This window comes from Klebsiella sp. BIGb0149 (assembly GCF_004362605.1).
In the GTDB taxonomy this organism is placed as follows: Bacteria; Pseudomonadota; Gammaproteobacteria; order Enterobacterales; family Enterobacteriaceae; genus Klebsiella; species Klebsiella terrigena.
In genome coordinates, this window is record NZ_SNYG01000001.1 from 856,994 (window position 1) to 877,868 (window position 20,875).

A 20,875-nucleotide genomic window follows, 5' to 3' on the forward strand; every position below is an offset into this window, starting at 1 on the left:
AAATAATTATACATATTGTTAATAAGTTCGATATATCAATATGCGGAAATCTGTTTTGCAGAAATCACCATACCTGATGGTGTTATAGTTAGTTATGGTGATATTCAGCTAAATCGACTACGCAGAGCGCTCCGGGCAAAACCAGGGGAAACTGCGCGGGATGTTAATCGTGATGTGGGAGAGTATGGAATGAATTTACCGGTTGTCGCCGTTCTTGGGCTGGGTGCGATGGGGCACGCTTTTGCCAGCAATCTGCTAAAAAATGGTTTCACCGTCCACGGCTGGAACCGTTCGCCAGAACGCGGGGACGATCTGCTGGCCGACGGGCTCATCCAACATGCGACGCCGCAGCAGGCGGTGGAATCTGCCGAGGTGATTCTGTCAGTCCTGACCGATGCGCAAGCTACCCTGCAGGTGATCCAGCAGATCGCCCCGGGGTGCCGGGAAGGGGTTGTTTTTTGCCAGATGGGGACCATTGGCGTTGAGGAGACCCGGGAAGCCATCGGCCTGCTGGAATCCCTGTCTCCTTCGTCAACCTATCTCGATGCCCCGGTTTCGGGGACCAAAAAACCGGCCGAGAATGCGCAAATTCTGGTACTCGCCAGCGGCGATCGTCAGCGAAGCGCGGCGGCTGAGCGCGTGTTTGCCGCCATTGCGCGCCGCACGCAATGGTTTGGTGAGGCCGGCAGCAGTCAGAAAATGAAGCTCGTGCTGAACGCCTGGCTGATTACGATGATGGAAGGCGTGGCCGAGAGCGCATTGCTGGCGGCAAAATTAGGCTTTACCCCGGCAGAGTTCTGGCAAGCGCTGGATGGCGGTCCTCTGGCGGCACCCTATGTCAAAGGCAAGCTGGAGATGATTGCGGAAAACCGTTTTCCTGCGCAAATGCAGCTCGGCCACGCGCTAAAAGATGCCAATCTGGCGCTCGATGCGGCCGCAGACACGGAGCTGCCAATCCTGAGCAAAATCGCCGATTGCTGGGAAGAGGCCGCCGCAGATGGCTATGCCGGTCAGGATCTGGCGGCGGTTTATGCCTGGCTTGCGGGCCAGCCGGCAGACAAGCGCTGAGCGTAGAGGGCCTGGGTGAATGCGGCGTTAAACCCGCCGCGCTCTTCGCCTGGCCCAGAGACGCGGCGGTTGCACCAGCGTTTATACCGGCGGTCATGATGATGCGTGATGGCGCGGCGCTTATCGATGGCCCGGCGCCGCCGTAGCCTACCCGCCTGTTTCGATAGCCATTTCTGCTAACCGTATGTAATGTAGTAAGTTTAAATTTCACCGCTAAAAAAGGAATAATAACGGATGTACGCTCGCGAGTATCGAAACGGGGGGCGTCGCAGGATGCTGTTTTCAGCGCTCGTTTGTGTGGCTCTCCTCTACGGCGCGAAAGGGTATGCTAAACCGGATATGGCGCCGCTGGGGCCGAATATCGCCGATCGCGGCTCTGCGTTTTACCATTTCAGGGTCGAAAATTTCGACTCGGCTGACGGAAGGAGACATTACCGGGTCTGGACCGGTATTCCGGATAAAAAAGCGCCGGCGTCGGGTTACCCCATCCTTTATATGCTGGATGGCAATGCGGTGATGGATCGTCTGTCGGAGCCGTTGCTTAAGCAGCTTGCGGAAAAATCCCCTCCCGTCATTGTCGCCGTTGGTTACCAGACCAACTTACCCTTCGATCTGAATGCCCGGGCTTATGATTATACGCCCGCGCTGGAAGTGAAGAGCGGGGAGGCGGTGGGGAAGAGCGGGCGCTACCAGCGTAAAGGCGGCGGCAGCGAAGATTTTCGCCGGCTTCTGGAGATGCGTATCGCGCCGAATGCAGAACGGGGAATTAAAATCGATCCTGAGCGGCGCGGTGTCTGGGGGCATTCTTACGGCGGTCTGTTCGTCCTGGATTCGTGGCTATCATCCTCTTTCTTCCGTTCGTACTACAGCGCCAGCCCCTCTTTGGGAAGAGACAATTTCTCGTTATTAGCCCGGCTAACGGCGAGCGATAAAGCGCAATATTGTCATAAGAGTTTGTTTTTCATGGAGGGATCCGCATCTCCGGGGAAAAATGCGCAAACTCAACCTACTGATACTATGAGTAAAATCCACAACGGCGTGTCCGCCATGCGGAAAAGTGGGCTCGCGGTGGAATACTGGGATTATCCCGGGGTGACGCACGGACCGATGTTGAACGCCTCTTTTCGGAGCGCGTTATTGCACATGAGTACCGGGAGGACGCTCGGAATATCACAATGTGATAAGTCCGCCAGCCGTTGAAGGGAGGCTGTGGGCGGGCTGCGCTGTCCACGGCCCCTATTTATCAGCTTATGATGCGCGGTCGGCTGTTATCAGAAATGCAGCCCCACCTGCATCGGGTAGGTTCGGTCCGGTTGGCGATGTTGGTGTCGGAAATAGCGGGAAGCGAGCCTCCGCCACTGGCTCGTAGGGCTTCACGGGGCAAGACGTTTGACGGCGGTCATTAAGGCAACAGCGCCCTTCAGAGTCGCTGGAAGTGAATTTAACGCGCACTCCTGCCTTTAAAAAAACAGCTTCCCCCGCTGGCAAATATCCTCGTTCATTGCTACTTTTTGTACAGGAGATGGCATTCCTCCTTTAACCGCCCTTTTGGCTGATGATGCCTACGCAATCTCGATCCTGACTCTATGAGTGTGGGTCCCTATTTGTGTAGGAGTCGTTATGCATCACGCTACTTTAGTTCTTAATCCCGCTCAGCCAGCCCGTTTTTTACGGGGGCTCCTATGACTCAAATTTGGTTCCAGGCCGCGCTGTGGCTGGGCCTGGCGCTGGTCGCCACTCTGGCATCCATTTATCTGCGCATCGCCACCGCGCTTTCCGAAATTGTGGTTGGAACGATTGCCCAGCTGGTGATTGGCGCGCTGCTGGGGGCGACGATTCTGGCGGGAGACGCCAGCTGGGTGCAGTTTTTATCCGGGGCAGGAGCAATACTGTTAACCTTTCTTGCCGGCGCCGAGCTCGATCCCGCGGTATTCAGAAAGCAGTGGAAACAGGCGCTTATTGTCGGCCTGATGAGTTTTTTCCTTCCCTTTTTTCTCTGCTCAGCCCTGGCCTACTGGGGGCTGGCGTGGAGCCTTCCGGCAAGCTGGCTCGCGGGTATTGCCATGTCGACGACGTCGGTGGCGGTGGTATACGCCGTCATGCTGGAACTCGGTATTAATACCACCGGATATGGAAAAATGGTGCTCGCCGCCTGCTTCGTTACCGATCTGGCCACGGTGATTGCCCTGGGGCTGATTTTTGCACCTTTTACGCTGAAGACCCTGGCCTTCACCGGCGCTATGGCGGCGGCCGCATTTCTGCTCCCCTGGCTAACGCCGCGATTTTTTAAACGCTTCGGCGAACGCCCCTCTGAGCTCGAAGCTAAATTTCTGATGCTCTGCCTGTTCGCGCTGGGAGGGCTGGCGACCTGGGCCGATAGCGAAGCCGTGCTGCCGGCGTATCTGATTGGGATGGTGCTGGCGGGGACCGTAGGTAAGGATCACGCCCTTATCCGCCGCCTCAGAACCATGACGTTTGGGCTGCTGACGCCGTTCTACTTTATTCGCGCGGGCTCGCTGGTCTCTTTACCCGCTTTGGCGGGGGCGCCGGGAGCGTTTCTGCTGCTGCTGGCGGTGAAAATGGCCAGCAAGCTGGCGGGGGTTTATCCGCTCAGCCGGTTCTATGGTTCATCGCATCAGGAGGGAATGTACACCACGCTGCTGATGTCAACCGGGCTCACGTTTGGCACCATCTCGGCCCTTTTTGGGCTGTCGCATCATCTGATCGACGAAGCGCAGTATTCATCGCTGGTCGCCGCCGTGATCGGCAGCGCGGTGATCCCGACCCTGATCGCTAATGCCTTTTTCCTGCCACGTCATCTCCTTCCTGAACATGATTCTCATCGGATGACCGCAGATGACGTGGCGGAAAAAAAGGGCCAACGACCCCATTGAGCTCCATCCATCGAGCCTGACGTGAAGAGGATAATATCGTGATGAATAACATACTGATTGCCTACGATGGTTCGGATCCAGCAAAAGAGGCGATGGATTTCGCCTTTGAACTTGCCCGCCATTTTAATAGCGTGCTGCACGTTATTGCCGTGTGTCAGCTGCCTGAGTTTGGCGGTGAAGTGGAAATGCAGGATTTCGTTAGCCGCACGCGCGCTTATTTCAACCAGATGATGAGGAGTCTGAAAAAACAGTATCCGGAGCTGAAAAAGGAGACCCGGTTTCATGTTGCAATGGGACATCCGGCAGAACAAATTCTGCGCTATGCCGATGGTCATGATATCGATCATATTGTCGTTGGGCACCGGGGGAACACGCAATTTTCCCGCTGGCTGCTGGGTTCCGTCGCCCGGCAGGTCGTGGATCACGCCCGCTGTCCCGTGACGGTGATCCGCAAATGATCGGCAATATTATTTTTTGTGGCGTTTTTTACGCGATATTCGCCGCGGTGACCATAACGCAAAAGCATAAACGCAAATAATGCCGAGAATGAAGAGAATCAACGCCATAACTAAATAACCCATGCTGGCCTCCCTTTGGCAACAGGAACAGTATAGCAGCATGCCAGTTTTATTATCCGGCAGTTAGCCGGCGAAATGAAATGAGGCAGAGCCGTGGGGATATATCCGGAATAATAGCCTGGAGGGACTATGGAGTTTATTAGCATATTATATGCCAGCCTTGACGGAAGCCAAAAACATCACCTTAGCATCCATGAGCCCGCGTGCTTCTCAGATCTTAATCTTGATAAAGTTGTTGGTGCGATAATCCATGGGCGGGAAGAGTACGATATAAAACCCTGCTTTTACTCTCCTCTCGAGTACCAGGAGGATATCTACTATCGCCAGGGGGTTATTCAGGATGTGGCTAATGAAAATCTCTATAGCGCGCTTATGGAATATTCATCCAGCATGCAAAAAATCAGGGGGATTGCCGGGAAAAAGGAAAACCGCTACTACCACTATCAGCACAGGCGCTGGCAGCTGGAATGTATCCTTCTTTACTGCCAGGCGGTGACGGCGCTGCGCGATCGGCTATGCGCACTGCCCCTGAGCTCCTGCGGGATGACGAATTTCAAAAGCTATCTTATTCGCTACGTTGAAAGCGACGCTTTTACGCGGCTATCTGCCACAGCCCTAAAAATACAACATCAAATAGATACCATTCGCTATAGCCTGAAGATAAAAGGTGACACAATTAGCGTTTGCCGTTATGCCAATGAAATAAACTACAGTGATACCGTTCTCAACGTTTTTGCTAAGTTTAAACAGCGCGATGTACAGGCTGAGGTGGATCTTAAAAGCCATGACGGCTATATGAATGATGTTGAAGCCAGGATCCTCGATCGTGTTGCCAGGCTTTTTCCGGCTATATTTTCCGGGCTTGATGGGTTTATCGAATCTCATCAAGAGTATCAGTGCCGTACGCTGGTGGTTTTTGAACGCGAAATCCAGTTTTATCTCGCCAGCATCGCCTACATCCGTAAATTCCAGCAGCGAGGGCTGGCGTTTTGTATCCCGCAGATCAATCGCCACAAAAAAGAGATCGCCGTTGCCGCCGCGTTTGATTTAGCGCTTGCTGATACCCTTTTGGAGAAAGAACACACGGTGGTCTGCAACGATTTTCACCTGCAGGGGGGAGAACGTATTTTAGCGATCACCGGTCCTAACCAGGGCGGCAAGACCACTTTCGCCAGAATGGTGGGCCAGCTCCACTACCTTGCACTGCTGGGGCTGTATGTTCCGGCAAAGGAAGCGAATCTGTTTCTCACGGATAATATTTTCACGCATTTTGAAAAAAGTGAAAATATTCATAATCTGCGGGGGAAACTGCATGATGACCTGGTAAGAATAAAAGCGATACTCGATGCGGCCACCTCGCAAAGCCTCATTATCATGAATGAAATATTCACCTCAACGACATCCCACGATGCGATATATCTGGGTACCCGCATTATAGAAAAAATACTCAAGCTGGATGCGTTTTGTCTCTGCGTGACGTTTATTGATGAGCTCAGCGGGTTGGATCGGGCCATTGTCAGCATGATGAGTACCGTTGAAAACGATAGCCAGGCGTCCAGAACCTATAAAATTATCAGGAAGCCCGCGGACGGCGTGGCCTGGTCGACAACGCTGGTTCAGAAATACGGGCTCACCGATGAGAAAATTAAAGCGAGGTTAAACGGATGAAAGCCTGGCTGATGTACAAAGATGCGGACTTTATTGTGGACGATCTCTTTGCGGATAGCTTCAACGTCATGATGAAGGATCTGGAGCTCAATGTGCTATTTCAGGCGCTTTCTGGCGGGGATGCGTTTTTATACTCGGTAGTCAAAAAGGCCTGCTCGCAGCTCCTTTCGGAGGTTCAGGATATTGAATACCGGCAGGCTATCCTCAGGGACTGTCTGTATAACCCGCAGGCGATCGGCGAGTTTTATCAGGTCGTGGTGGAGTGTCTGGCAATGGAGAAGGAACATCTCCACTACGGCGTCTTCGGCCATTACCCCTCGGCGGTGCTGCATCAGTCGATTACCTTTACCCGCTTCCTGCTGGCAAACTTAAGAAAGATCCGCAGTATTGCGGAAAAAAATCTTTCTCATTTTGAATCTCCAGGAATGGCCCGACTATTTTCCATGCTTATTCAGGAGCTGAATGAGGCCTATCTCGGCGTTATCGAAGAGCATCTTAAACAGATGACCTTCAAAAAAGGGATATTAATGAGCGCGAGGCTCGGAGTGGGAAACAGGGGAGAGGAGTACATTCTCAGGCAACCCAATCCCCCGACTCAGGGATGGTTGCGACGTTTTTTCGCCAAAAAGCCGGAACGCTATACGGTTCAGATAGCCCCGCGCGATGAAAATGGTTTCCGGGCGCTCAGTGATTTACAGGATCGGGGGCTTGTGCTGGTTGCCAGCGCGATGGCGCAGTCGACCGCGCATCTGCTCAATTTTTTCAAATCGCTGCGCGTCGAGCTCGGGTTCTATGTGTCCTGCATTAACCTTGCGCAGGCGCTCAATAAGCTCAATATGCCCCGCTGTTTCCCCGTGCCGATATACCGGCGAGAGCGCCATCTGGTTTTTGAATCACTGTACGACGTCTGCCTGGCGCTGGCGGCCGGCAAGAATATCGTCAGTAATACGTTGAAAACTGATAATAAAAATACGTTTATCATTACCGGCGCCAATCAGGGCGGGAAGTCCACTTTTTTGCGCAGTATTGGCCTGGCGCAGGTGATGATGCAGAGCGGAATGTTCGTCTGCGCAGAGTGTTTCAGTACCGATATCTGCAGGCAGATTTTCACCCATTACAAATGTGAAGAGGACAGCCACATGGTCAGCGGGAAGCTCGATGAAGAGCTCAGGCGGATGCGGGATATCATGAATCTTCTGCAGAAGGACGATCTGGTCTTATTTAATGAATCTTTTTCCGCAACCAATAGCAGGGAAGGCGCGGATATTATCAGGGGGATCGTTACCGCGCTGGCGGAAAGCCGGGTTAAGCTATTTTTTGTTACCCACAGCGCAGAATTTGCCTGCGCGTTTTATCAGGAGTATCACCAGGATACCCTCTACCTCTGCGCCGAAAGAGGCGACGATGGCGTCAGGACGTTCCGGATCGCGCAAGGCGCACCGCTGGATACCAGCTACGGGGAAGATCTCTTTCAGGCGGTTTTTACCCCTGATTTACCCGTTTCCCGGGCTAAATAGCGGCACCGAGCGGGCTCTCCGTTCCAGGGACCGCGGAACGGAGAGATCTCCTCTATATTACCGTCATGACCAAAAAGCCGGCGGCGGTCATCAGCAGCGAACCAAAGACGTGCGTCAGCACCGAAATGACGGCCCACGAATAATTACCGTTCTGAAGCAGCACCACAACCTCGGCAGAGAAGGTGGAAAACGTCGTCATGCCGCCGCACAGGCCGGTGGTAATAAAAAACTTCCACGCCGGATCCAGATGCGGCTGTCTGACAAAAAAGGCCAGGGCGAGTCCGATAATAAATCCGCCGATCAAATTAACCAGCAGGGTGCCCGGCGGTAGATTAGGAAAGGAGCCATTAAGACGCATGGAGAGCACCCAGCGGATCACGCAGCCCAGCGATCCGCCGATAACCACGGCGAATAATGATTTATACATAAAACCTCACAGATGTACGGGACCGTCGGCGCTTACTCCAGAGGAGCGCCGCCGCGGATAGTTTCGTTTTCGTTAATTTCGTAAAGAACCGGGACCCCGCAGGGAATATGCAGGTTCATCACCTCATTTTCGTCGGTCTGCTCGAGGAGCATCGTCAGCGCCCGCAGCATATTGGCGTGCCCAACGAGCAGCACCGTTTCCCCGCTGACCACGCGCGGGGCGACGACATGCTGCCAGTAGGGCTGAATTCTCCGCTGCGCCATCTCCAGGCTTTCTCCGGCAGGAAGGTCTGCCAGGGCCACGTGGCGATAGCGCGCATCGCGGTGAAGGTGCCCCGGATCCTCGGTCAGCGGCGGGGGGATGCCCCGATAGCTTCTGCGCCAGTGGTAAACCAGCTTCTCCCCCATCCGCTGGGCCGCTTCATCCTTATTCATGCTCTGAAGAGCGCCGTAGTGGCGTTCATTCAGCCGCCAGGATTTGTTCACCGGCAGCCACAGCTGATTCAGCGTATCCATAATCAGCCACAGCGAGTGTATGGCCCGGTTCAGAACGGAGGTGCACGCTGAATCTATCTCTATACCCGACCGTTTTATCAGCCTGGCCGCGTGCCGCGCTTCTTCTATTCCCTTCAGGGTCAGCGGGACGTCTGTCCAGCCGGTAAAACGGTTCTGCTGATTCCAGATGCTTTCCCCGTGGCGTAATAAGATGATTTTTCCCATGACCAGGAACCCGTTAGTTGATGGTAAATGTCCAGAATTACCCGGCATGCTGAAGCGACGACCTGCGCATTTATGCCGCTTTGCTCAGGAGGTGGCGGGTCAGAAAATGGCCGCAGCTCCCGATAAACAAAGCAATGGCTGCCGCCGGGTAATCATCCGCCCGGGCAGCAAAAAAGAGGTCAGCAATCAGGAATACCAGCCAGGTACTCAGGATCCCGACGGCCGTCGACAGTAAAAGGATTTTTGGCTTCACGGCGGGCTTCCTTTATAGCCTCCCGCACCTGCGGTACGGGAGGGGGCACGGGGTTAGCGTTTTTTAAAGGCGGACTTACCCGCAAAGACGGCCGCATCGCCCAGCTCATCTTCAATTCGCATCAGCTGATTGTATTTCTCAATCCGCTCCCCGCGGCTGGGGGCGCCGGTTTTCAGGTGCCCGGCGCGAAGCCCTACGGTCATATCCGCAATAAAGCTGTCCACGGTTTCCCCGCTGCGGTGCGATATAAAGGTCCCCCAGCCGTGGTCCTGACACAGCTGCACGGCCTCAATCGTTTCGCTCAGGGTGCCTATCTGATTGAGCTTAATCAGCGCCGCGTTGGCCAGATTTTCATCAATGCCGCGCCGGATATATTTCACGTTGGTCACAAAAATGTCGTCACCCACCAGCTCGATTTTATCGCTGAGCGCATCGCTAAGGATTTTCCAGCCGGCCCAGTCGTCCTCCGCGAGGCCATCTTCAATCAGGACGATCGGGAACTCGCCCACCAGCTGCTCATAGTAGCGGGTCATCTCCTCGGCGCTGAGGCGGGCATTTTCCGTGCGCAGGGCGTATTTTCCCTCTTTGTAAAACTCGCTGGATGCCGGATCCACGCAGATCGCGATATCTTCGCCAGGCCGGTAGCCGGCTCTTTTAATGGCTTCAACAATCAGCTCCAGCGGCTGCCGGTTGGAGGAGACCACCGGCGCAAATCCCCCCTCGTCACCCACGCCGGTGGAGAGGCCTTTTTCAAGTAAAACCTGACGCAGATTCTGATACACCTCGCTGCCCCAGCGAATAGCCTCGCGCACGGAGGAGGCCCCCCAGGGCGCAATCATAAACTCCTGAAAGTCGGCGCCCTGCCAGCGGGCGTGGACCCCGCCGTTAATGATATTCATGCACGGGACCGGAAGCAGATTAGCGCCGACGCCGCCCAGATACCGGTACAGCGGGATGCCGGAGAGCTGGGCGGCGAGACGAGCCACGGCCAGGGAGACGCCGAGGATGGCGTTGGCGCCTATCCGGCCCTTATTTTCCGTCCCGTCCAGGGCAATCAGGCGGCTATCGATATCCTTCTGCCGGCGGACGTCGTAGCCCTGCAGAGCATCGTGAATTTCCGTATTGATGCTGTGAACGGCATCCAGCACCCCCTTGCCGCCAAAACGCTGCCCGTCGCCGTCGCGACGCTCAATCGCCTCACGGGATCCGGTGCTGGCGCCGGAAGGCACCGACGCTCGCGCCGTGCGCCCGCCGGCAGCGGTCACTTCCACTTCTACGGTCGGATTACCCCGGGAGTCCAGAATTTCTCTGGCAATTACGCGTTCGATTTCATAGCTCATACAATGACCTTATTTTACGGAACAGGGATATGTTTAATCAGTACATCAACGGAGAGATGGTTGATAAATTCAAAAGAGAACGAGGAGTACACCCCGAACAGTCGGTTTTTATGCCCGAGCATGACCAGGTCGATATCCTCATGCTGCACTACGGCCTCAACGTCTCTGAAACGATGAATACTGACGATGGATCTGACTTTAATATCAATACTGCAGGACTCCACCAGGCGGCTCAGCATCGCCTTCGCGTCGATAATCTCGCGCGACTGGCGGTCCTTGATGAGTGAATCACTGGTGTAATCCATTTCCCGATAATCAGCGCTGAGATGGCCTACGGTGATGCGGGTTGCCATCTCTTTTGCCAGGCGTTCAGCATGCTGGAGCAGCAGCAGTCCGTCGGTTTCATTCTGAACAAGTAACAGTGCATGCCGGTAGATGTGCATAGCTCACCTCTTAGTCGAAGCGAAACGAAGGAGCATCGAGGGAAGAACGTCTTTTTCCTGCCGCGGCGCGTCGGATTGATGCCGTACGCATAGGGTATTCAGGGGAATTTCCCCAGGGTAAGAGGGTCTGAGGGTATGGCTGAGCCTGGGGGCCATCGTCGGCGCGCGGCAGATAGCATTGCCGTCAGGATGGCCGTAGCCAAAAACGCCAACAGGAGATTCGCTTTCAGATGAGAAAGTAACGGGAAGTGCAGAAAAATCAATGACGTTTTGCATAGCAACACCTGACATACATGCCTAAAAGGAAACAGCAACAGTTGTATATCAGGCGTCATCATCCGGTTCGACAGAACCGGCGGTTGGGAAAGGTGGAACACCATCACCTTGTAAATTGAGCTTATATGACGATTTTCGCGAAATCAATATTTATTGATGCGAACGGTGGTTTTTTTCTTCCGCAGGAGCGGTGAAGCGCGCGCGAATTTTAAAGGAGTTGAGTTTTTTCGCATCCTGTAACATTTAATAAAAATGACGTTCGCAGAGGGCTGGATAAGTGGAGTATCTATTCTTACACGTTCCTGAAATAGCGGATCCACTATTTTTTTCGATTAATTTTGGGGTAATGAATAAGGCCTCTGAGGGTATTTTTCTCATCACCGCTGATGCTGCTTGTTAATATTGTTGACGGCGGTTGCGGCAATAAATAATAAAGGCAGTCTTTTTCAGGCCTGGCGGCTGGCGCGTGCGGGCGCATCGTGTCCCGAGGTACAGGAAGAGGCGACGTGCGCGCTGGCGCCTGATGCCGCGAAGCTACGGGCCAGAGATGCTTGTGGCAAGAGCGGTAGCGATGGGTTACATTGTGATTAACACATTTTCACATTTCTGTTCCGTGATTCTGTCAATACACTGCTACGCCGTTGGGTTGGTTTATATGGATAACAGAATGTTAACTGATATTTCATATCGTCATTTCGTTGAAAATGTGAAAGATTATGCTATCTATATGCTGGAGTTGGATGGGACGATTGCCAGCTGGAATGAGGGCGCGCGCCAGGCTAAGGGCTACACCAGCGAAGAGATTATTGGCAGTAACTTCAGCATATTTTACAGCGAAGGCGAGCAGCAATCAGGAGAGCCGGCGAGAAACCTGGCGCTCGCCCTGAAAACCGGCAAATTCGAGGGGGAAGGGTGGCGCTACAGAAAGGACGGTTCGTCATTTTGGGCGCACGTAGTAATAGACGCTATCCGCAATGACGACGGGACCTTACTGGGTTTCGCCAAAATAACCCGGGATATTACCGAACATAAGGAAGTGATTGATAAGCTCTCGTGGATGGCGCGGTATGATTCTCTGACCGGGCTACCTAATCGGGTGGCGTTTTTTGCGTTTGTCGAAGGATTGATCGCCGGTAATAACTATACTCAGCTGGCTATTTTTACTATAGACCTTGATAAGTTCAAGGAAATAAATGACGTTGAGGGCCATCTTATTGGCGATCTCCTGCTGCAAAGAGTTTCGGCAAATGTCGCTAAAATGGTCAAGAACGATGAGCTGGTGGCCCGGTTTGGTGGCGATGAGTTTGTGGCGGTAAAGCCGTTTGAGTCCGCCGACGAACTCGATCTCTTTATCGAGAAGCTGCAGGGGTGCTTTAGCGGAATACATGATTTTGCCACTACGTCGGTTTCAGTCATTGCGAGCATCGGCTTTTCTGTTTTTCCTCGCGACGGTTCCGATCTTAATACCTTAATCAGCAACTCAGATTTGGCTATGTATCGTGCCAAATCTGATATCGACAATAAGGTGTGCCGCTACGAGCCTGAGATGGACGAGCGAACGCGTAAGCGCAATCAAATGATTTCGGATATCAGGCAGGGGATCAAGGAGGACCAGTTTTATCTGCATTATCAAGAAAAGCGCTCGATCTCCGGAAAGCAGGTGACGGGATATGAGGCTTTACTCCGCTGGCAGCACCCCGAACTCGGGCTGATATACCCTGACGAATTTATTCCCCTGGCAGAAGAGAGCGCGACGATTATACCGCTGGGCTATTGGGTATTAGAGCAGGTATGTCGTGAAGCGCTGGTGAATAAAATTCACAAGAAGGTTTCGGTAAATATCTCTCCGGTGCAGCTGCGTCATCGCCATTTTATAGACAACGTCCGCGGAATTTTAATGAGAACCTGTTTCCCGGTTAGCCTCCTTGAATTCGAGGTCACGGAGACGGCGTTTATTGTCGATAAAAAGCTGGTGTTTAACGTTCTCAATCAAATAAAAAACATGGGGATCAGTATCGCCCTCGATGATTTTGGAACCGGCTACTCCTCCATTAGCATGCTGCGTGAATTCCATTTTGACCTCATCAAAATGGACCGCAGTTTTCTGCAAAACATTGAGAACGACACCGAGGTTCGCTCCTTCGTGAGGGCGGTTATCTCGCTCAGTAAATCGATTAATACCCCGCTGATCGCCGAGGGCGTTGAGACCCTGGAACAGCTGAAAATCCTGAAAGATGAAGGCTGCAACGAAGTCCAGGGCTTTCTTTTTGGCAAGCCGACGATCATTGGACAATTAAAAAAGTAGCCTCTCAGGCCCTTCATCGCTACGCCGTAAGCGGGCTGAGAGGCCTGCCTGCCGGCAGAAAGCCGGCTTCTGCTGCGGCTTACTCAGCCAATAAAACCGCTGAATGACAAACTTCCGCACCCCGATGGGGCAAGCGCGAGAGCATTGACATTGAATCTACCAACTAGTAGGTTTGTTTTCGCCGTTCGCAAAATCACCCGCCGATTATGGCCGATGTGCGTCGGTTGATTAACGCAAGCCTCGGCCTTTAAAGCGGCTGGCGGCCATTAGAGTTTTCCTGCGGGAATCGCTTCTCGCGTTTTTGTTTGTGGGTTCAATGTTAATAGTGTGAGCGAAAATATGACAACCTCTTCACTTTCCGCTGGCCAGAAAATAGCGCGCCTGCTGCTGGTGGGCCTTATCCCTTTAGGCGTGATACTGCTCTTTCTGTGGGCAGGCGGCTGGCTGGCGCCGAACCGCCTCAGCGCAGACAGGCTGGTGACGGTTCTGCAAAAATCGGGCGGCGAGCACCCGGGCTTTCGACGCAATCATGCCAAGGGCGTATGCGTTGTGGGCCGTTTTATCTCTAACGGCAACGCCAGCGCGCTGTCGCGTGCGGCGCTGTTCGCCGCCGGAGAAACCCCGGTAACGGGCCGCTTTGCCATCGCCGGCGGCAACCCCAACGCGCCGGATTATGCCGTTCCCGTGCGCAGCATGGCGCTGGAGTTCAGGCAGGGTAACGGGGAGCAGTGGCGTACGGGGATGAACGCCATGCCGCTGTTCCCGGTCTCCACCGTGGAGGAGTTCTACGAACTGCAAACCGTCACCTTGCCCGACCCGGCAACCGGCAAGCCTGATCCTGAGAGACTGAAGGCGTTTGTCGGCTCGCACCCTCAGCTGCAGCGCTATCTGGCCTGGGCAAAGCAGTACGTCCCCTCGTCCAGCTGGGCGAGCGATCGCTATAACAGCCTGAATGCGTTTCGCTTTATTGATAAGGCCGGGGCCGAGCACCTGGTTCGCTGGAGCATGGTGCCGCGTACCGGCTATCAGCCCCTTAGCGAGGCGGATAAAAGCGATAAGGATTTCCTGCAGCACGATATCACGCAGCGCCTGGCTCAGGGGCCGCTGCGCTGGGATCTGCTGATAACCGTCGCACAACCGGGGGATGCAAGTAACGATGCGGCTAAGCTCTGGCCTGACGATCGTCAAACCATCAATGCCGGTACGCTCGAGCTGGTGAGCGCCACCGCGCAGGAGGGGGGCCCCTGCAACGATATCAACTACGATCCGCTGATCCTGCCGTCCGGGATCGCCGCCTCGGACGATCCTCTACTCAACGCGCGGTCGTCGGCCTACGCCAAATCGTATAACGCGCGTACCCGCGAACAGTCCCAACGGTCAGGAGCCCACTTATGAAACAGGTAACCCATTTTCATCCGGCGCTGCGCTGGCTGCACTGGCTGATGGCCGCGGCGATCGTGGCGATGCTGTTTATTGGCGTGGCGATGGTTTCCACGGTTTCCTCCCTGCACGCGCTGCTGGTGTCCATTCACAAGCCGCTGGGCCTGATGATCCTGCTGCTGGTGGTGGTGCGGCTGTGGCTGCGTTTTTACACCGCCGTGCCGCCTCTGCCGGGCACCGTACCCGGCTGGCAGCGGCGGCTGGCGCATCTCTCGCACTGGGTACTGTACGCGATGATGCTCCTCCAGCCGCTGGTCGGCTGGGCGATGCAGTCGGCCGCGGGGTATCCCGTCTCCGTCGGCGGGGCCTTTATTTTACCGCCTATCGCGCCGGTGAATAATGACTGGTATGCGCTCCTGCGCCCGCTGCACTCGGCGGTTGCGCTGCTGCTATTTATCACCGTGATGCTGCATCTGGCCGCCGCGCTATTTCATGCTTTAGTGCGCCGCGACGGCGTCTTTGAAAGTATGTCCGGCGGCGGCAGGCGATAGCCCTGGCAAAAAATCCGTGCCGAATCATATCGGCACGGATGAGGGCTTAATCCGGGTTCATGGCGCGGAAAAGCGTATCAAACGTGCCCTCTTTTTCCGCCCAGCGGCGGCCTTTATCGCCGTCAAGCAGGATCTCCCCGCGCGGGTGCTGTTGGTTTTCAATTAATGCCATTACGCGGGAGATGTATTCCGCCAGCGGCATCGCCCTCGGGTCCACGGCCTGCGCGCTGCCCGTCAGCCCGGTCCGCACGTACGGCGGCGACAGCTCAAGCACCTCAACCGGGATATGCCGCATCTGGTGACGTAACGAGATCAGCCACGAGTGCAGGAACGCCTTGCCGGCGCAGTAGGTCGGGAAGTCTGCCTTAGGCACGAATGCCAGCGCGGAGCTGGTTGCCATAAAAGTGGCGTCAGCCTGGCCCTGAATCAGCGGCAGGAAGGCCGCCGCGAAGCGGAGGGTACCGAGTATGTTGGTCCTGACTATCTCCTCTGCGACGGACGTATTCCCGCCGTCGGTGAGGAAATTTTCGCTGCGCGAAATACCGGCGTTGGCGATCAGCACGTTGAGCTGCGGAAAGCGCGTTTTGACCTCTGAGGCTACGGCGGCAGGCATCGTCTCATCGTCCGTATCGAGCCTGAAGCCCGTCATTCCGGGATGCGCGCGGGTGATTTCATCGAGCAGGGCCTGGCTGCGCCCGGTGATGATGACCCGGTTGCCGCGCGCGTAAAACGCTTCGGCCAGCGCGCGGCCGATACCGCGGGTGGCGCCAGTAATCAGAATGGTGTTACCGCTAATATTCATAACATTGTCCTCTCCGGATAGAGCAGATGGAAAGGCGGCGAGGGGCTATCGGATCTGTTGTCGTCGCTGATAGCCGCCTGAGATGGGAACGTCGCCGCATAGATCCCCTATTCTCTGCTGAGACCCTGGGGTATCCGGGCGCGTTGGATGACGGTAACGCCTACGGCATTGTGGCAATGCCCAATGAGTATATTGACGCCCTCTGAGGTCGGCAAGTGAATTATCTGGCCAGCGACCCTCGGCTCGATCCCGGCGCCAGTTTGGGCGTTAGCAGGTCTACCTGTTGGTAGGTTTCCTGCCAACGCTCTGATAATATGCACCTTATTCAGTATGATATGCACATGCGGATCCGACTATGACGACTGAGCGTTCACCGAAAGCAAACGAGATTATTTCCTATACCCGACAGCTACTTACCTCCGGTGGCTACCAGAGCTTCAGCTTTGCCGATATCTCTGCAAAGGTGAATATTCGTAAGGCGAGCATTCATCACCACTTCCCGAGCAAGGCGGAGCTGGTGAAGGTGGTGGTCACCGAGTATCGGGAAGAGGCCTGGGCCGGAATGCAGGCGATGAGCCAGCAGATGAATGATCCGCTGGCGGAACTTCAGGCCTACGTCGACTACTGGACGACCTGCATTCGCGAGGGCTCCTCGCCGTTTTGCATCTGCGCCATGCTTGCCGTTGAGCTGCCGACGCTGCCGGCGGAAGTGGCCCGCGAAGTGAGCGGCCATTTCGCCGATCTTACCGAATGGCTGGCCACGTTGCTGCGCAGAGGGGAAAGCGAAAAGCGCCTGCGGCTACCCGTCAGCCCTGCGGATGAGGCGAGCCTGCTGATGGCCACGGTGCACGGCGCCATGCTGTCGGCGCGCGCCTTTAACGATGCGGATATTTTCCGCAGAATAGTGCAGCCGCTGATCGATAACATCGTGGTTCGCGCCTGATCGTTTGTGGGAAGAGCCCTCATGGCGCCGGCGAGCGGGAGCGGACGCTGCGGCGCGGCGAAATATAAGCGCAAAAAGTTTGATAACCACCTCCATGCGCGGGCAGGCGGCGGAAAATTCGCCGCTGGTTTACGAAAATAAGGATTAATAGCATGAAAACTATCGGCATTCTTGGCGGCATGTCCGCAGCTTCAACGCAAACTTACTATCGGCAGCTTTGTAACCTGACCCGGGCACGTTTGGGCGGCCTGCACTCCCCGGAGCTGCTGATACGCTCCCTCGATTTTGCCACGATCGAGAAGCTGCAAATGGCGGGTGAGTGGGAGCAGGCCGGCGAGGTGCTGAACCGGGAAGCTAAAGCGCTTGAGCGCGGCGGCGCCGACTTTATTGTGCTGGCGACGAATACCATGCACAAGCTGGCCGGCCAGCTGATGACGGGCGTTTCAATCCCGCTGCTGCACATCGCCGACGCCACCGCCGCGGCTATCCGCCAGCAGGGATTGCGCGCGCCGGGACTGATGGCGACGGCCTTCACTATGGAACAATCCTTTTATACCGACCGTCTGGTCGCGGCCGGCCTGACGCCGATTATCCCGCAGAGCGCCGACCGGGCCACAACGCACCGGATCATCTATGACGAGCTGTGCTGCGATATTGTCACCAGTGAAAGCGAGGCGGCTTACGTCGGTATTGCGCAGCGGCTGGTTGAGGCCGGCGCCGACTCGTTGATTCTCGGCTGTACGGAAGTAGGGATGCTGCTTAATCAGGGCAATGTAACGGTGCCGGTGTTCGATACCACGCTTATCCACTGCGATGCTGCGCTGGCGATGGCCCTGGAAGAGCCGGTCGCCTGATCCTCAGCGTGCCGCCGCCGTTATTTCAGCGGCGGCAATCGCGGCGCCTGGGCGCGGCGGCGGGTTATTCATCCGCAAAAAGTGCGTTCATTTTGTCTGAATCATAATAGCCCCATATTTTTACGATTTTCTGGCGCTCAAGGCGCAGCACCCAGCAATATTGCATATTAAAATCTGCGCCGTTTTTACCCTTACCGCCGGTGGCGTGGAACTGCAGGCAGGCAAGGTCGCCGTCAACGATCAGGCTATCGACGATCGGCACGGGCCATGACGCCAGCCGCTCATCCAGCCGTTTAAGCAGCCGCTGGCGGTAGCTTTCTTTGCCCCGGTAGCATCCCGCGATCGGCGAGGTGCCCATCGCATTGAATTCCAGATCGTCATCTAATGCGGCGATAAAGTTCTCTCCCCATCCCCGATCCGCGATCGAAAGGAACAGCGACGATAAAAGCTGGCGGTTCTCTTCACTCATGATCCTGCTCCGTAGCGGTTAATGAATTCTGGTATGTCGCTTTTAGAACGTCGGAGAGGCCTTGCGCCAGCAGCTGACGCGGGGCATCGCTCCCGTCAACGGGGAGTAGCGTCCTGCTGCGTATTTTCCAGCGTCCGTCGCGGCACTCAAGCTCCCAGCGGTTAACGACAACCCGATGGATGCGGTATCCGGTGGAGGTGCCGTGGTTGGCCATTTCCCGCGGCGCGCCTTCTTTATCCAGCTGCAAAAGCTGCAGGTAGGAGGTGACCACCGCCGTATCGCCGCGCAGGTCGATAAGCGGTAATCCGGCAAAATGCGCCAGCCCGCCTTTGATAGCCTCTTCGTGCTCCGGCCTGAGAATAAAGGCCGCAATCGCCTCCACGCCCTGCGCGCCGTCCAGCCCCGCGCCGCGGTTGAAAACGCCGTCCTCGGTATAGACGGACGCCGTATATTCAGCGAGCCCGCTGTCGGCGCTGGGCGGATGAGAAGCAATAAGTTCATAGATCGCTAATTTGGCTTCGATTATTCGCAGCCTTTGTTCGGTCGTCAGTTGATTGTCATTAGCCATACGGCGTCTCTTCCTGTTTTTGCAAACCTGATTGAAGCGGTATGACAATAATAATTGTTTTGTGCGACTGTATAATCGGCTACAAACTTAATGCAGTGATTAGCCATATTTAATAAAGGAGCGACGGATGATAAGCCGCGCGCAGTTCCCTGCGCTTAATACCTTTGTGATGGTCGCCGAGAAACTGAACTTCAGGGCCGTTGCGGACGCCCTGGGCGTCTCCGCATCCGCCGTCAGCCAGCAAATTAACGGCCTGGAAGAGCAGCTGGGGCTGCGGCTTTTCAACCGAACAACGCGTTCCGTCAGCCTCACCGAGGACGGCAGGGGGCTGTATCTGCAGGTCGCCCCGCTGCTGGAGAACCTTGCCGGCGCGCTGATGCAGGCGCAGTCCCGTAGTCGGGTCATCAAGGGGCATATTCGCCTTCATGCTTTTCGCTCGGCGGCAGAAATGTTCCTCGACGCCAGGATCCCCGCTTTTCTTGCCGCTTTTCCCGACGTGCACATGGATATTGCCGTCCACGATTCTCCCGTCGATCTTATCGCCGGCGGGTACGATCTTTCGCTGCGCCTCGGGGAGGTGCTGGCGCCCGGGCTGGTTGCGGTCCCCGTCGGCGGGCCGCTGCATCAGATAGTTGTGGCGGCGCCGTCCTGGCTGCAAGCTCATGGCGGTATCGAGAGACCAGAAGATTTAATCCATCACAACTGCATCGGCTGGCGCTGGCCGGGCGCGGCGGTGCCGGAGCCCTGGCAGTTTTCGTATAACGGCCGGCTAAAAAATATTGCGGTGAACGGGAATCTGGTGGTGGACGATCGCGAGCGGCAGTGTCAGGCGGCCATCGCCGGCGTCGGGGTGGCTCAGGTTACCGCGGAGAGGGTGAGGCCGCACCTGCTTTCCGGCGCCCTGCAGCGCATTCTTAGCGCCTGGGAAACGGCATTCGCAGGATATTACCTGTGCTGGACGGCGGGGAGGGCGATGTCGCCGGCGATGAGGGCCTGTATCGACTGGTTACGCGATGAGCCGCAGGTGTCTCAGGCCTCAGGCGGCTTTTATCCGGGTGGAGAACTTCAAGGAAAATTACTCTGAGGCGGGCGGCTCCTTGCCGAATTTTTCATGAAATCTGCGCACTATTCCGCCAAGGTGCCAGTGCAGCTTCTCTTGCGCCTGCTGGTCCAGCTCCTGCTCCAACAGCCCGACGATGGTTTCATGATCGACCTGGGAGTTTTGAAACTCTTCCGGCGTTCTGGTCAGATGGTTCAGGAAGGCGCGGATGCGGTTGATGCTGGTTTTATAAAAGCCGATCAGCTCCCGGTTCTGGCTGGATTCAATAATCGCCATATGGAACGCTGCATCTGCCTGGCGGTAGCTCTCCGGCGCGTTTAGTAGCGCCTCGCGTCCCCGCACAACGTGCTCTTTCAGCAGAGTAATTAGCGCGTTGCGGTCGTGGCGAAGCGCCAGCGTTAGCGCGCCGGCCTCCAGAATTTGCCGCATTTCGCAGGTTTCCCGCATCTCCTGCTCGTTGAACTCAAACACGAAGGTGCCACGCTGGGGGAATATTTGTACCAGGCGTTCCATTTCCAGCTTTTGCAGCGCGGCTCTGACCGGCGTACGGCTCACGTTGAGCTGGGCCGCAATATCGTTTTCTGAAATTAACGAGCCGGGCTCTATTTGGCAATTGACGATGAGGTCGCGAATGTGATCGGCCAGAATACTACTCAGTGACTGAGGGCGGATTATCTTCTTTGAGGACCAGTCAATAAGTAGTTTATCGGAGGACATAGCGTGGCGTACTTCCTTAATACAAATAGCCTTTATTGCCGCA

General features: G+C 55.5%; 22 protein-coding genes and 2 riboswitches. Of the genes, 12 read left to right on the forward strand and 10 right to left on the reverse strand.

What is annotated here, in order from left to right; genetic code table 11:
• The first annotated feature begins 189 nt into the window (after positions 1 to 189).
• The 6 genes from EDF75_RS04110 (at position 190) to EDF75_RS04135 (ending at position 7,725) form a co-directional block, all read left to right on the forward strand.
• A complete protein-coding gene (locus tag EDF75_RS04110) occupies positions 190 to 1,068 on the forward strand; it encodes an NAD(P)-dependent oxidoreductase (protein WP_133597237.1) in 879 nt (292 codons plus the stop codon).
• A 234-nt stretch (positions 1,069 to 1,302) separates the two neighbouring features.
• Complete coding sequence (locus EDF75_RS04115; RefSeq protein ID WP_133597239.1) at positions 1,303 to 2,268, forward strand: alpha/beta hydrolase; 966 nt, start codon at positions 1,303 to 1,305, stop codon at positions 2,266 to 2,268.
• A 309-nt stretch (positions 2,269 to 2,577) separates the two neighbouring features.
• A riboswitch (Fluoride riboswitch) is annotated at positions 2,578 to 2,640 on the forward strand.
• 110 nt (positions 2,641 to 2,750) lie between these two features.
• Positions 2,751 to 3,962 carry a cation:proton antiporter gene (locus EDF75_RS04120; RefSeq protein ID WP_133597241.1) on the forward strand — a complete coding sequence of 404 codons (1,212 nt, stop codon included), beginning with the start codon at positions 2,751 to 2,753 and terminating at the stop codon, positions 3,960 to 3,962.
• 41 nt (positions 3,963 to 4,003) lie between these two features.
• On the forward strand, positions 4,004 to 4,420 hold the full coding sequence (locus EDF75_RS04125) for a universal stress protein (protein ID WP_243733509.1): 417 nt from the start codon (positions 4,004 to 4,006) through the stop codon (positions 4,418 to 4,420).
• Between the two features lie 249 nt (positions 4,421 to 4,669).
• Positions 4,670 to 6,208 carry a MutS-related protein gene (locus tag EDF75_RS04130; RefSeq protein ID WP_133597245.1) on the forward strand — a complete coding sequence of 513 codons (1,539 nt, stop codon included), beginning with the start codon at positions 4,670 to 4,672 and terminating at the stop codon, positions 6,206 to 6,208.
• Positions 6,205 to 7,725, forward strand: coding sequence for a MutS-related protein (locus tag EDF75_RS04135; RefSeq protein ID WP_133597247.1), 1,521 nt, complete (start codon positions 6,205 to 6,207; stop codon positions 7,723 to 7,725). The genes EDF75_RS04130 and EDF75_RS04135 overlap by 4 nt, the downstream gene beginning before the upstream one ends.
• Positions 7,726 to 7,777: 52 nt before the next feature.
• On the opposite strand, the gene crcB is transcribed toward EDF75_RS04135, so the two are convergent.
• The 6 genes from crcB to EDF75_RS04165 all read right to left on the reverse strand — a co-directional run bounded on the left by crcB (position 7,778) and on the right by EDF75_RS04165 (position 11,183).
• Entirely contained in the window at positions 7,778 to 8,152 is a 375-nt protein-coding gene (gene crcB, locus EDF75_RS04140) for a fluoride efflux transporter CrcB (RefSeq protein WP_133597249.1), read from the reverse strand.
• Between the two features lie 32 nt (positions 8,153 to 8,184).
• Positions 8,185 to 8,871: a 2,3-bisphosphoglycerate-dependent phosphoglycerate mutase gene (locus EDF75_RS04145; RefSeq protein ID WP_133597251.1), complete on the reverse strand. Its 687-nt coding sequence runs from the start codon at positions 8,869 to 8,871 to the stop codon at positions 8,185 to 8,187.
• Between the two features lie 70 nt (positions 8,872 to 8,941).
• Positions 8,942 to 9,124 carry a hypothetical protein gene (locus EDF75_RS04150; protein WP_045854729.1) on the reverse strand — a complete coding sequence of 61 codons (183 nt, stop codon included), beginning with the start codon at positions 9,122 to 9,124 and terminating at the stop codon, positions 8,942 to 8,944.
• 53 nt (positions 9,125 to 9,177) lie between these two features.
• Positions 9,178 to 10,464, reverse strand: a complete 1,287-nt coding sequence (gene eno, locus EDF75_RS04155; RefSeq protein WP_133597253.1) for a phosphopyruvate hydratase — start codon at positions 10,462 to 10,464, stop codon at positions 9,178 to 9,180.
• 14 nt (positions 10,465 to 10,478) lie between these two features.
• Positions 10,479 to 10,907 carry an adenine nucleotide alpha hydrolase family protein gene (locus EDF75_RS04160; RefSeq protein ID WP_045854731.1) on the reverse strand — a complete coding sequence of 143 codons (429 nt, stop codon included), beginning with the start codon at positions 10,905 to 10,907 and terminating at the stop codon, positions 10,479 to 10,481.
• Positions 10,908 to 10,910: 3 nt separating this feature from the next.
• Positions 10,911 to 11,183: a hypothetical protein gene (locus tag EDF75_RS04165; RefSeq protein WP_133597255.1), complete on the reverse strand. Its 273-nt coding sequence runs from the start codon at positions 11,181 to 11,183 to the stop codon at positions 10,911 to 10,913.
• 42 nt (positions 11,184 to 11,225) lie between these two features.
• Positions 11,226 to 11,300, reverse strand: a riboswitch (Fluoride riboswitch).
• 538 nt (positions 11,301 to 11,838) lie between these two features.
• Between EDF75_RS04165 and EDF75_RS04170 the strand changes: the two genes are divergently transcribed.
• The 3 genes from EDF75_RS04170 (at position 11,839) to EDF75_RS04180 (ending at position 15,419) form a co-directional block, all read left to right on the forward strand.
• Positions 11,839 to 13,488 carry a putative bifunctional diguanylate cyclase/phosphodiesterase gene (locus EDF75_RS04170; RefSeq protein ID WP_133597257.1) on the forward strand — a complete coding sequence of 550 codons (1,650 nt, stop codon included), beginning with the start codon at positions 11,839 to 11,841 and terminating at the stop codon, positions 13,486 to 13,488.
• A gap of 339 nt (positions 13,489 to 13,827) precedes the next feature.
• Positions 13,828 to 14,883 carry a catalase family peroxidase gene (locus EDF75_RS04175; RefSeq protein WP_133597259.1) on the forward strand — a complete coding sequence of 352 codons (1,056 nt, stop codon included), beginning with the start codon at positions 13,828 to 13,830 and terminating at the stop codon, positions 14,881 to 14,883.
• Positions 14,880 to 15,419 carry a cytochrome b gene (locus tag EDF75_RS04180; RefSeq protein ID WP_133597261.1) on the forward strand — a complete coding sequence of 180 codons (540 nt, stop codon included), beginning with the start codon at positions 14,880 to 14,882 and terminating at the stop codon, positions 15,417 to 15,419. Before EDF75_RS04175 ends, EDF75_RS04180 begins: the two co-directional genes overlap by 4 nt.
• A gap of 46 nt (positions 15,420 to 15,465) precedes the next feature.
• Here the strand turns inward: EDF75_RS04180 and EDF75_RS04185 are convergent, their stop codons facing one another.
• Positions 15,466 to 16,221 carry an SDR family oxidoreductase gene (locus tag EDF75_RS04185; protein ID WP_133597263.1) on the reverse strand — a complete coding sequence of 252 codons (756 nt, stop codon included), beginning with the start codon at positions 16,219 to 16,221 and terminating at the stop codon, positions 15,466 to 15,468.
• Between the two features lie 355 nt (positions 16,222 to 16,576).
• On the opposite strand from EDF75_RS04185, the gene EDF75_RS04190 reads away from it, so the two are divergent.
• Entirely contained in the window at positions 16,577 to 17,164 is a 588-nt protein-coding gene (locus tag EDF75_RS04190; protein WP_133597265.1) for a TetR/AcrR family transcriptional regulator, read from the forward strand.
• A 152-nt stretch (positions 17,165 to 17,316) separates the two neighbouring features.
• The gene (locus EDF75_RS04195) at positions 17,317 to 18,018 is read left to right on the forward strand and encodes an aspartate/glutamate racemase family protein (RefSeq protein WP_045854738.1); all 702 of its coding nucleotides are present in this window, start codon (positions 17,317 to 17,319) and stop codon (positions 18,016 to 18,018) included.
• 64 nt (positions 18,019 to 18,082) lie between these two features.
• Here the strand turns inward: EDF75_RS04195 and EDF75_RS04200 are convergent, their stop codons facing one another.
• Together EDF75_RS04200 and EDF75_RS04205 are read right to left on the reverse strand one after the other, a co-directional pair.
• Entirely contained in the window at positions 18,083 to 18,487 is a 405-nt protein-coding gene (locus tag EDF75_RS04200; protein ID WP_133597267.1) for a nuclear transport factor 2 family protein, read from the reverse strand.
• Entirely contained in the window at positions 18,480 to 19,055 is a 576-nt protein-coding gene (locus EDF75_RS04205) for a nuclear transport factor 2 family protein (protein ID WP_133597268.1), read from the reverse strand. The genes EDF75_RS04200 and EDF75_RS04205 overlap by 8 nt, the downstream gene beginning before the upstream one ends.
• Positions 19,056 to 19,182: 127 nt before the next feature.
• Between EDF75_RS04205 and EDF75_RS04210 the strand changes: the two genes are divergently transcribed.
• Entirely contained in the window at positions 19,183 to 20,139 is a 957-nt protein-coding gene (locus EDF75_RS04210; RefSeq protein ID WP_133597270.1) for a LysR family transcriptional regulator, read from the forward strand.
• Here EDF75_RS04210 and EDF75_RS04215 read toward each other — a convergent pair.
• A complete protein-coding gene (locus EDF75_RS04215; protein WP_159237146.1) occupies positions 20,131 to 20,832 on the reverse strand; it encodes a GntR family transcriptional regulator in 702 nt (233 codons plus the stop codon). The genes EDF75_RS04210 and EDF75_RS04215 overlap by 9 nt on opposite strands.
• Positions 20,833 to 20,875 lie beyond the last annotated feature (43 nt).

Excerpts from the sequence above, each read along its gene's own strand:
- EDF75_RS04110 (WP_133597237.1), top strand. The coding sequence starts at position 190 with ATGAATTTACCGGTTGTCGCCGTTCTTGGGCTGGGTGCGATGGGGCAC.
- EDF75_RS04115 (WP_133597239.1), top strand. The coding sequence starts at position 1,303 with ATGTACGCTCGCGAGTATCGAAACGGGGGGCGTCGCAGGATGCTGTTT.
- EDF75_RS04120 (WP_133597241.1), top strand. The coding sequence starts at position 2,751 with ATGACTCAAATTTGGTTCCAGGCCGCGCTGTGGCTGGGCCTGGCGCTG.
- EDF75_RS04125 (WP_243733509.1), top strand. The coding sequence starts at position 4,004 with ATGAATAACATACTGATTGCCTACGATGGTTCGGATCCAGCAAAAGAG.
- EDF75_RS04130 (WP_133597245.1), top strand. The coding sequence starts at position 4,670 with ATGGAGTTTATTAGCATATTATATGCCAGCCTTGACGGAAGCCAAAAA.
- EDF75_RS04135 (WP_133597247.1), top strand. The coding sequence starts at position 6,205 with ATGAAAGCCTGGCTGATGTACAAAGATGCGGACTTTATTGTGGACGAT.
- crcB (WP_133597249.1), bottom strand. The coding sequence starts at position 8,152 with ATGTATAAATCATTATTCGCCGTGGTTATCGGCGGATCGCTGGGCTGC.
- EDF75_RS04145 (WP_133597251.1), bottom strand. The coding sequence starts at position 8,871 with ATGGGAAAAATCATCTTATTACGCCACGGGGAAAGCATCTGGAATCAG.
- eno (WP_133597253.1), bottom strand. The coding sequence starts at position 10,464 with ATGAGCTATGAAATCGAACGCGTAATTGCCAGAGAAATTCTGGACTCC.
- EDF75_RS04160 (WP_045854731.1), bottom strand. The coding sequence starts at position 10,907 with ATGCACATCTACCGGCATGCACTGTTACTTGTTCAGAATGAAACCGAC.
- EDF75_RS04165 (WP_133597255.1), bottom strand. The coding sequence starts at position 11,183 with ATGCAAAACGTCATTGATTTTTCTGCACTTCCCGTTACTTTCTCATCT.
- EDF75_RS04170 (WP_133597257.1), top strand. The coding sequence starts at position 11,839 with ATGGATAACAGAATGTTAACTGATATTTCATATCGTCATTTCGTTGAA.
- EDF75_RS04175 (WP_133597259.1), top strand. The coding sequence starts at position 13,828 with ATGACAACCTCTTCACTTTCCGCTGGCCAGAAAATAGCGCGCCTGCTG.
- EDF75_RS04180 (WP_133597261.1), top strand. The coding sequence starts at position 14,880 with ATGAAACAGGTAACCCATTTTCATCCGGCGCTGCGCTGGCTGCACTGG.
- EDF75_RS04185 (WP_133597263.1), bottom strand. The coding sequence starts at position 16,221 with ATGAATATTAGCGGTAACACCATTCTGATTACTGGCGCCACCCGCGGT.
- EDF75_RS04190 (WP_133597265.1), top strand. The coding sequence starts at position 16,577 with ATGACGACTGAGCGTTCACCGAAAGCAAACGAGATTATTTCCTATACC.
- EDF75_RS04195 (WP_045854738.1), top strand. The coding sequence starts at position 17,317 with ATGAAAACTATCGGCATTCTTGGCGGCATGTCCGCAGCTTCAACGCAA.
- EDF75_RS04200 (WP_133597267.1), bottom strand. The coding sequence starts at position 18,487 with ATGAGTGAAGAGAACCGCCAGCTTTTATCGTCGCTGTTCCTTTCGATC.
- EDF75_RS04205 (WP_133597268.1), bottom strand. The coding sequence starts at position 19,055 with ATGGCTAATGACAATCAACTGACGACCGAACAAAGGCTGCGAATAATC.
- EDF75_RS04210 (WP_133597270.1), top strand. The coding sequence starts at position 19,183 with ATGATAAGCCGCGCGCAGTTCCCTGCGCTTAATACCTTTGTGATGGTC.
- EDF75_RS04215 (WP_159237146.1), bottom strand. The coding sequence starts at position 20,832 with ATGTCCTCCGATAAACTACTTATTGACTGGTCCTCAAAGAAGATAATC.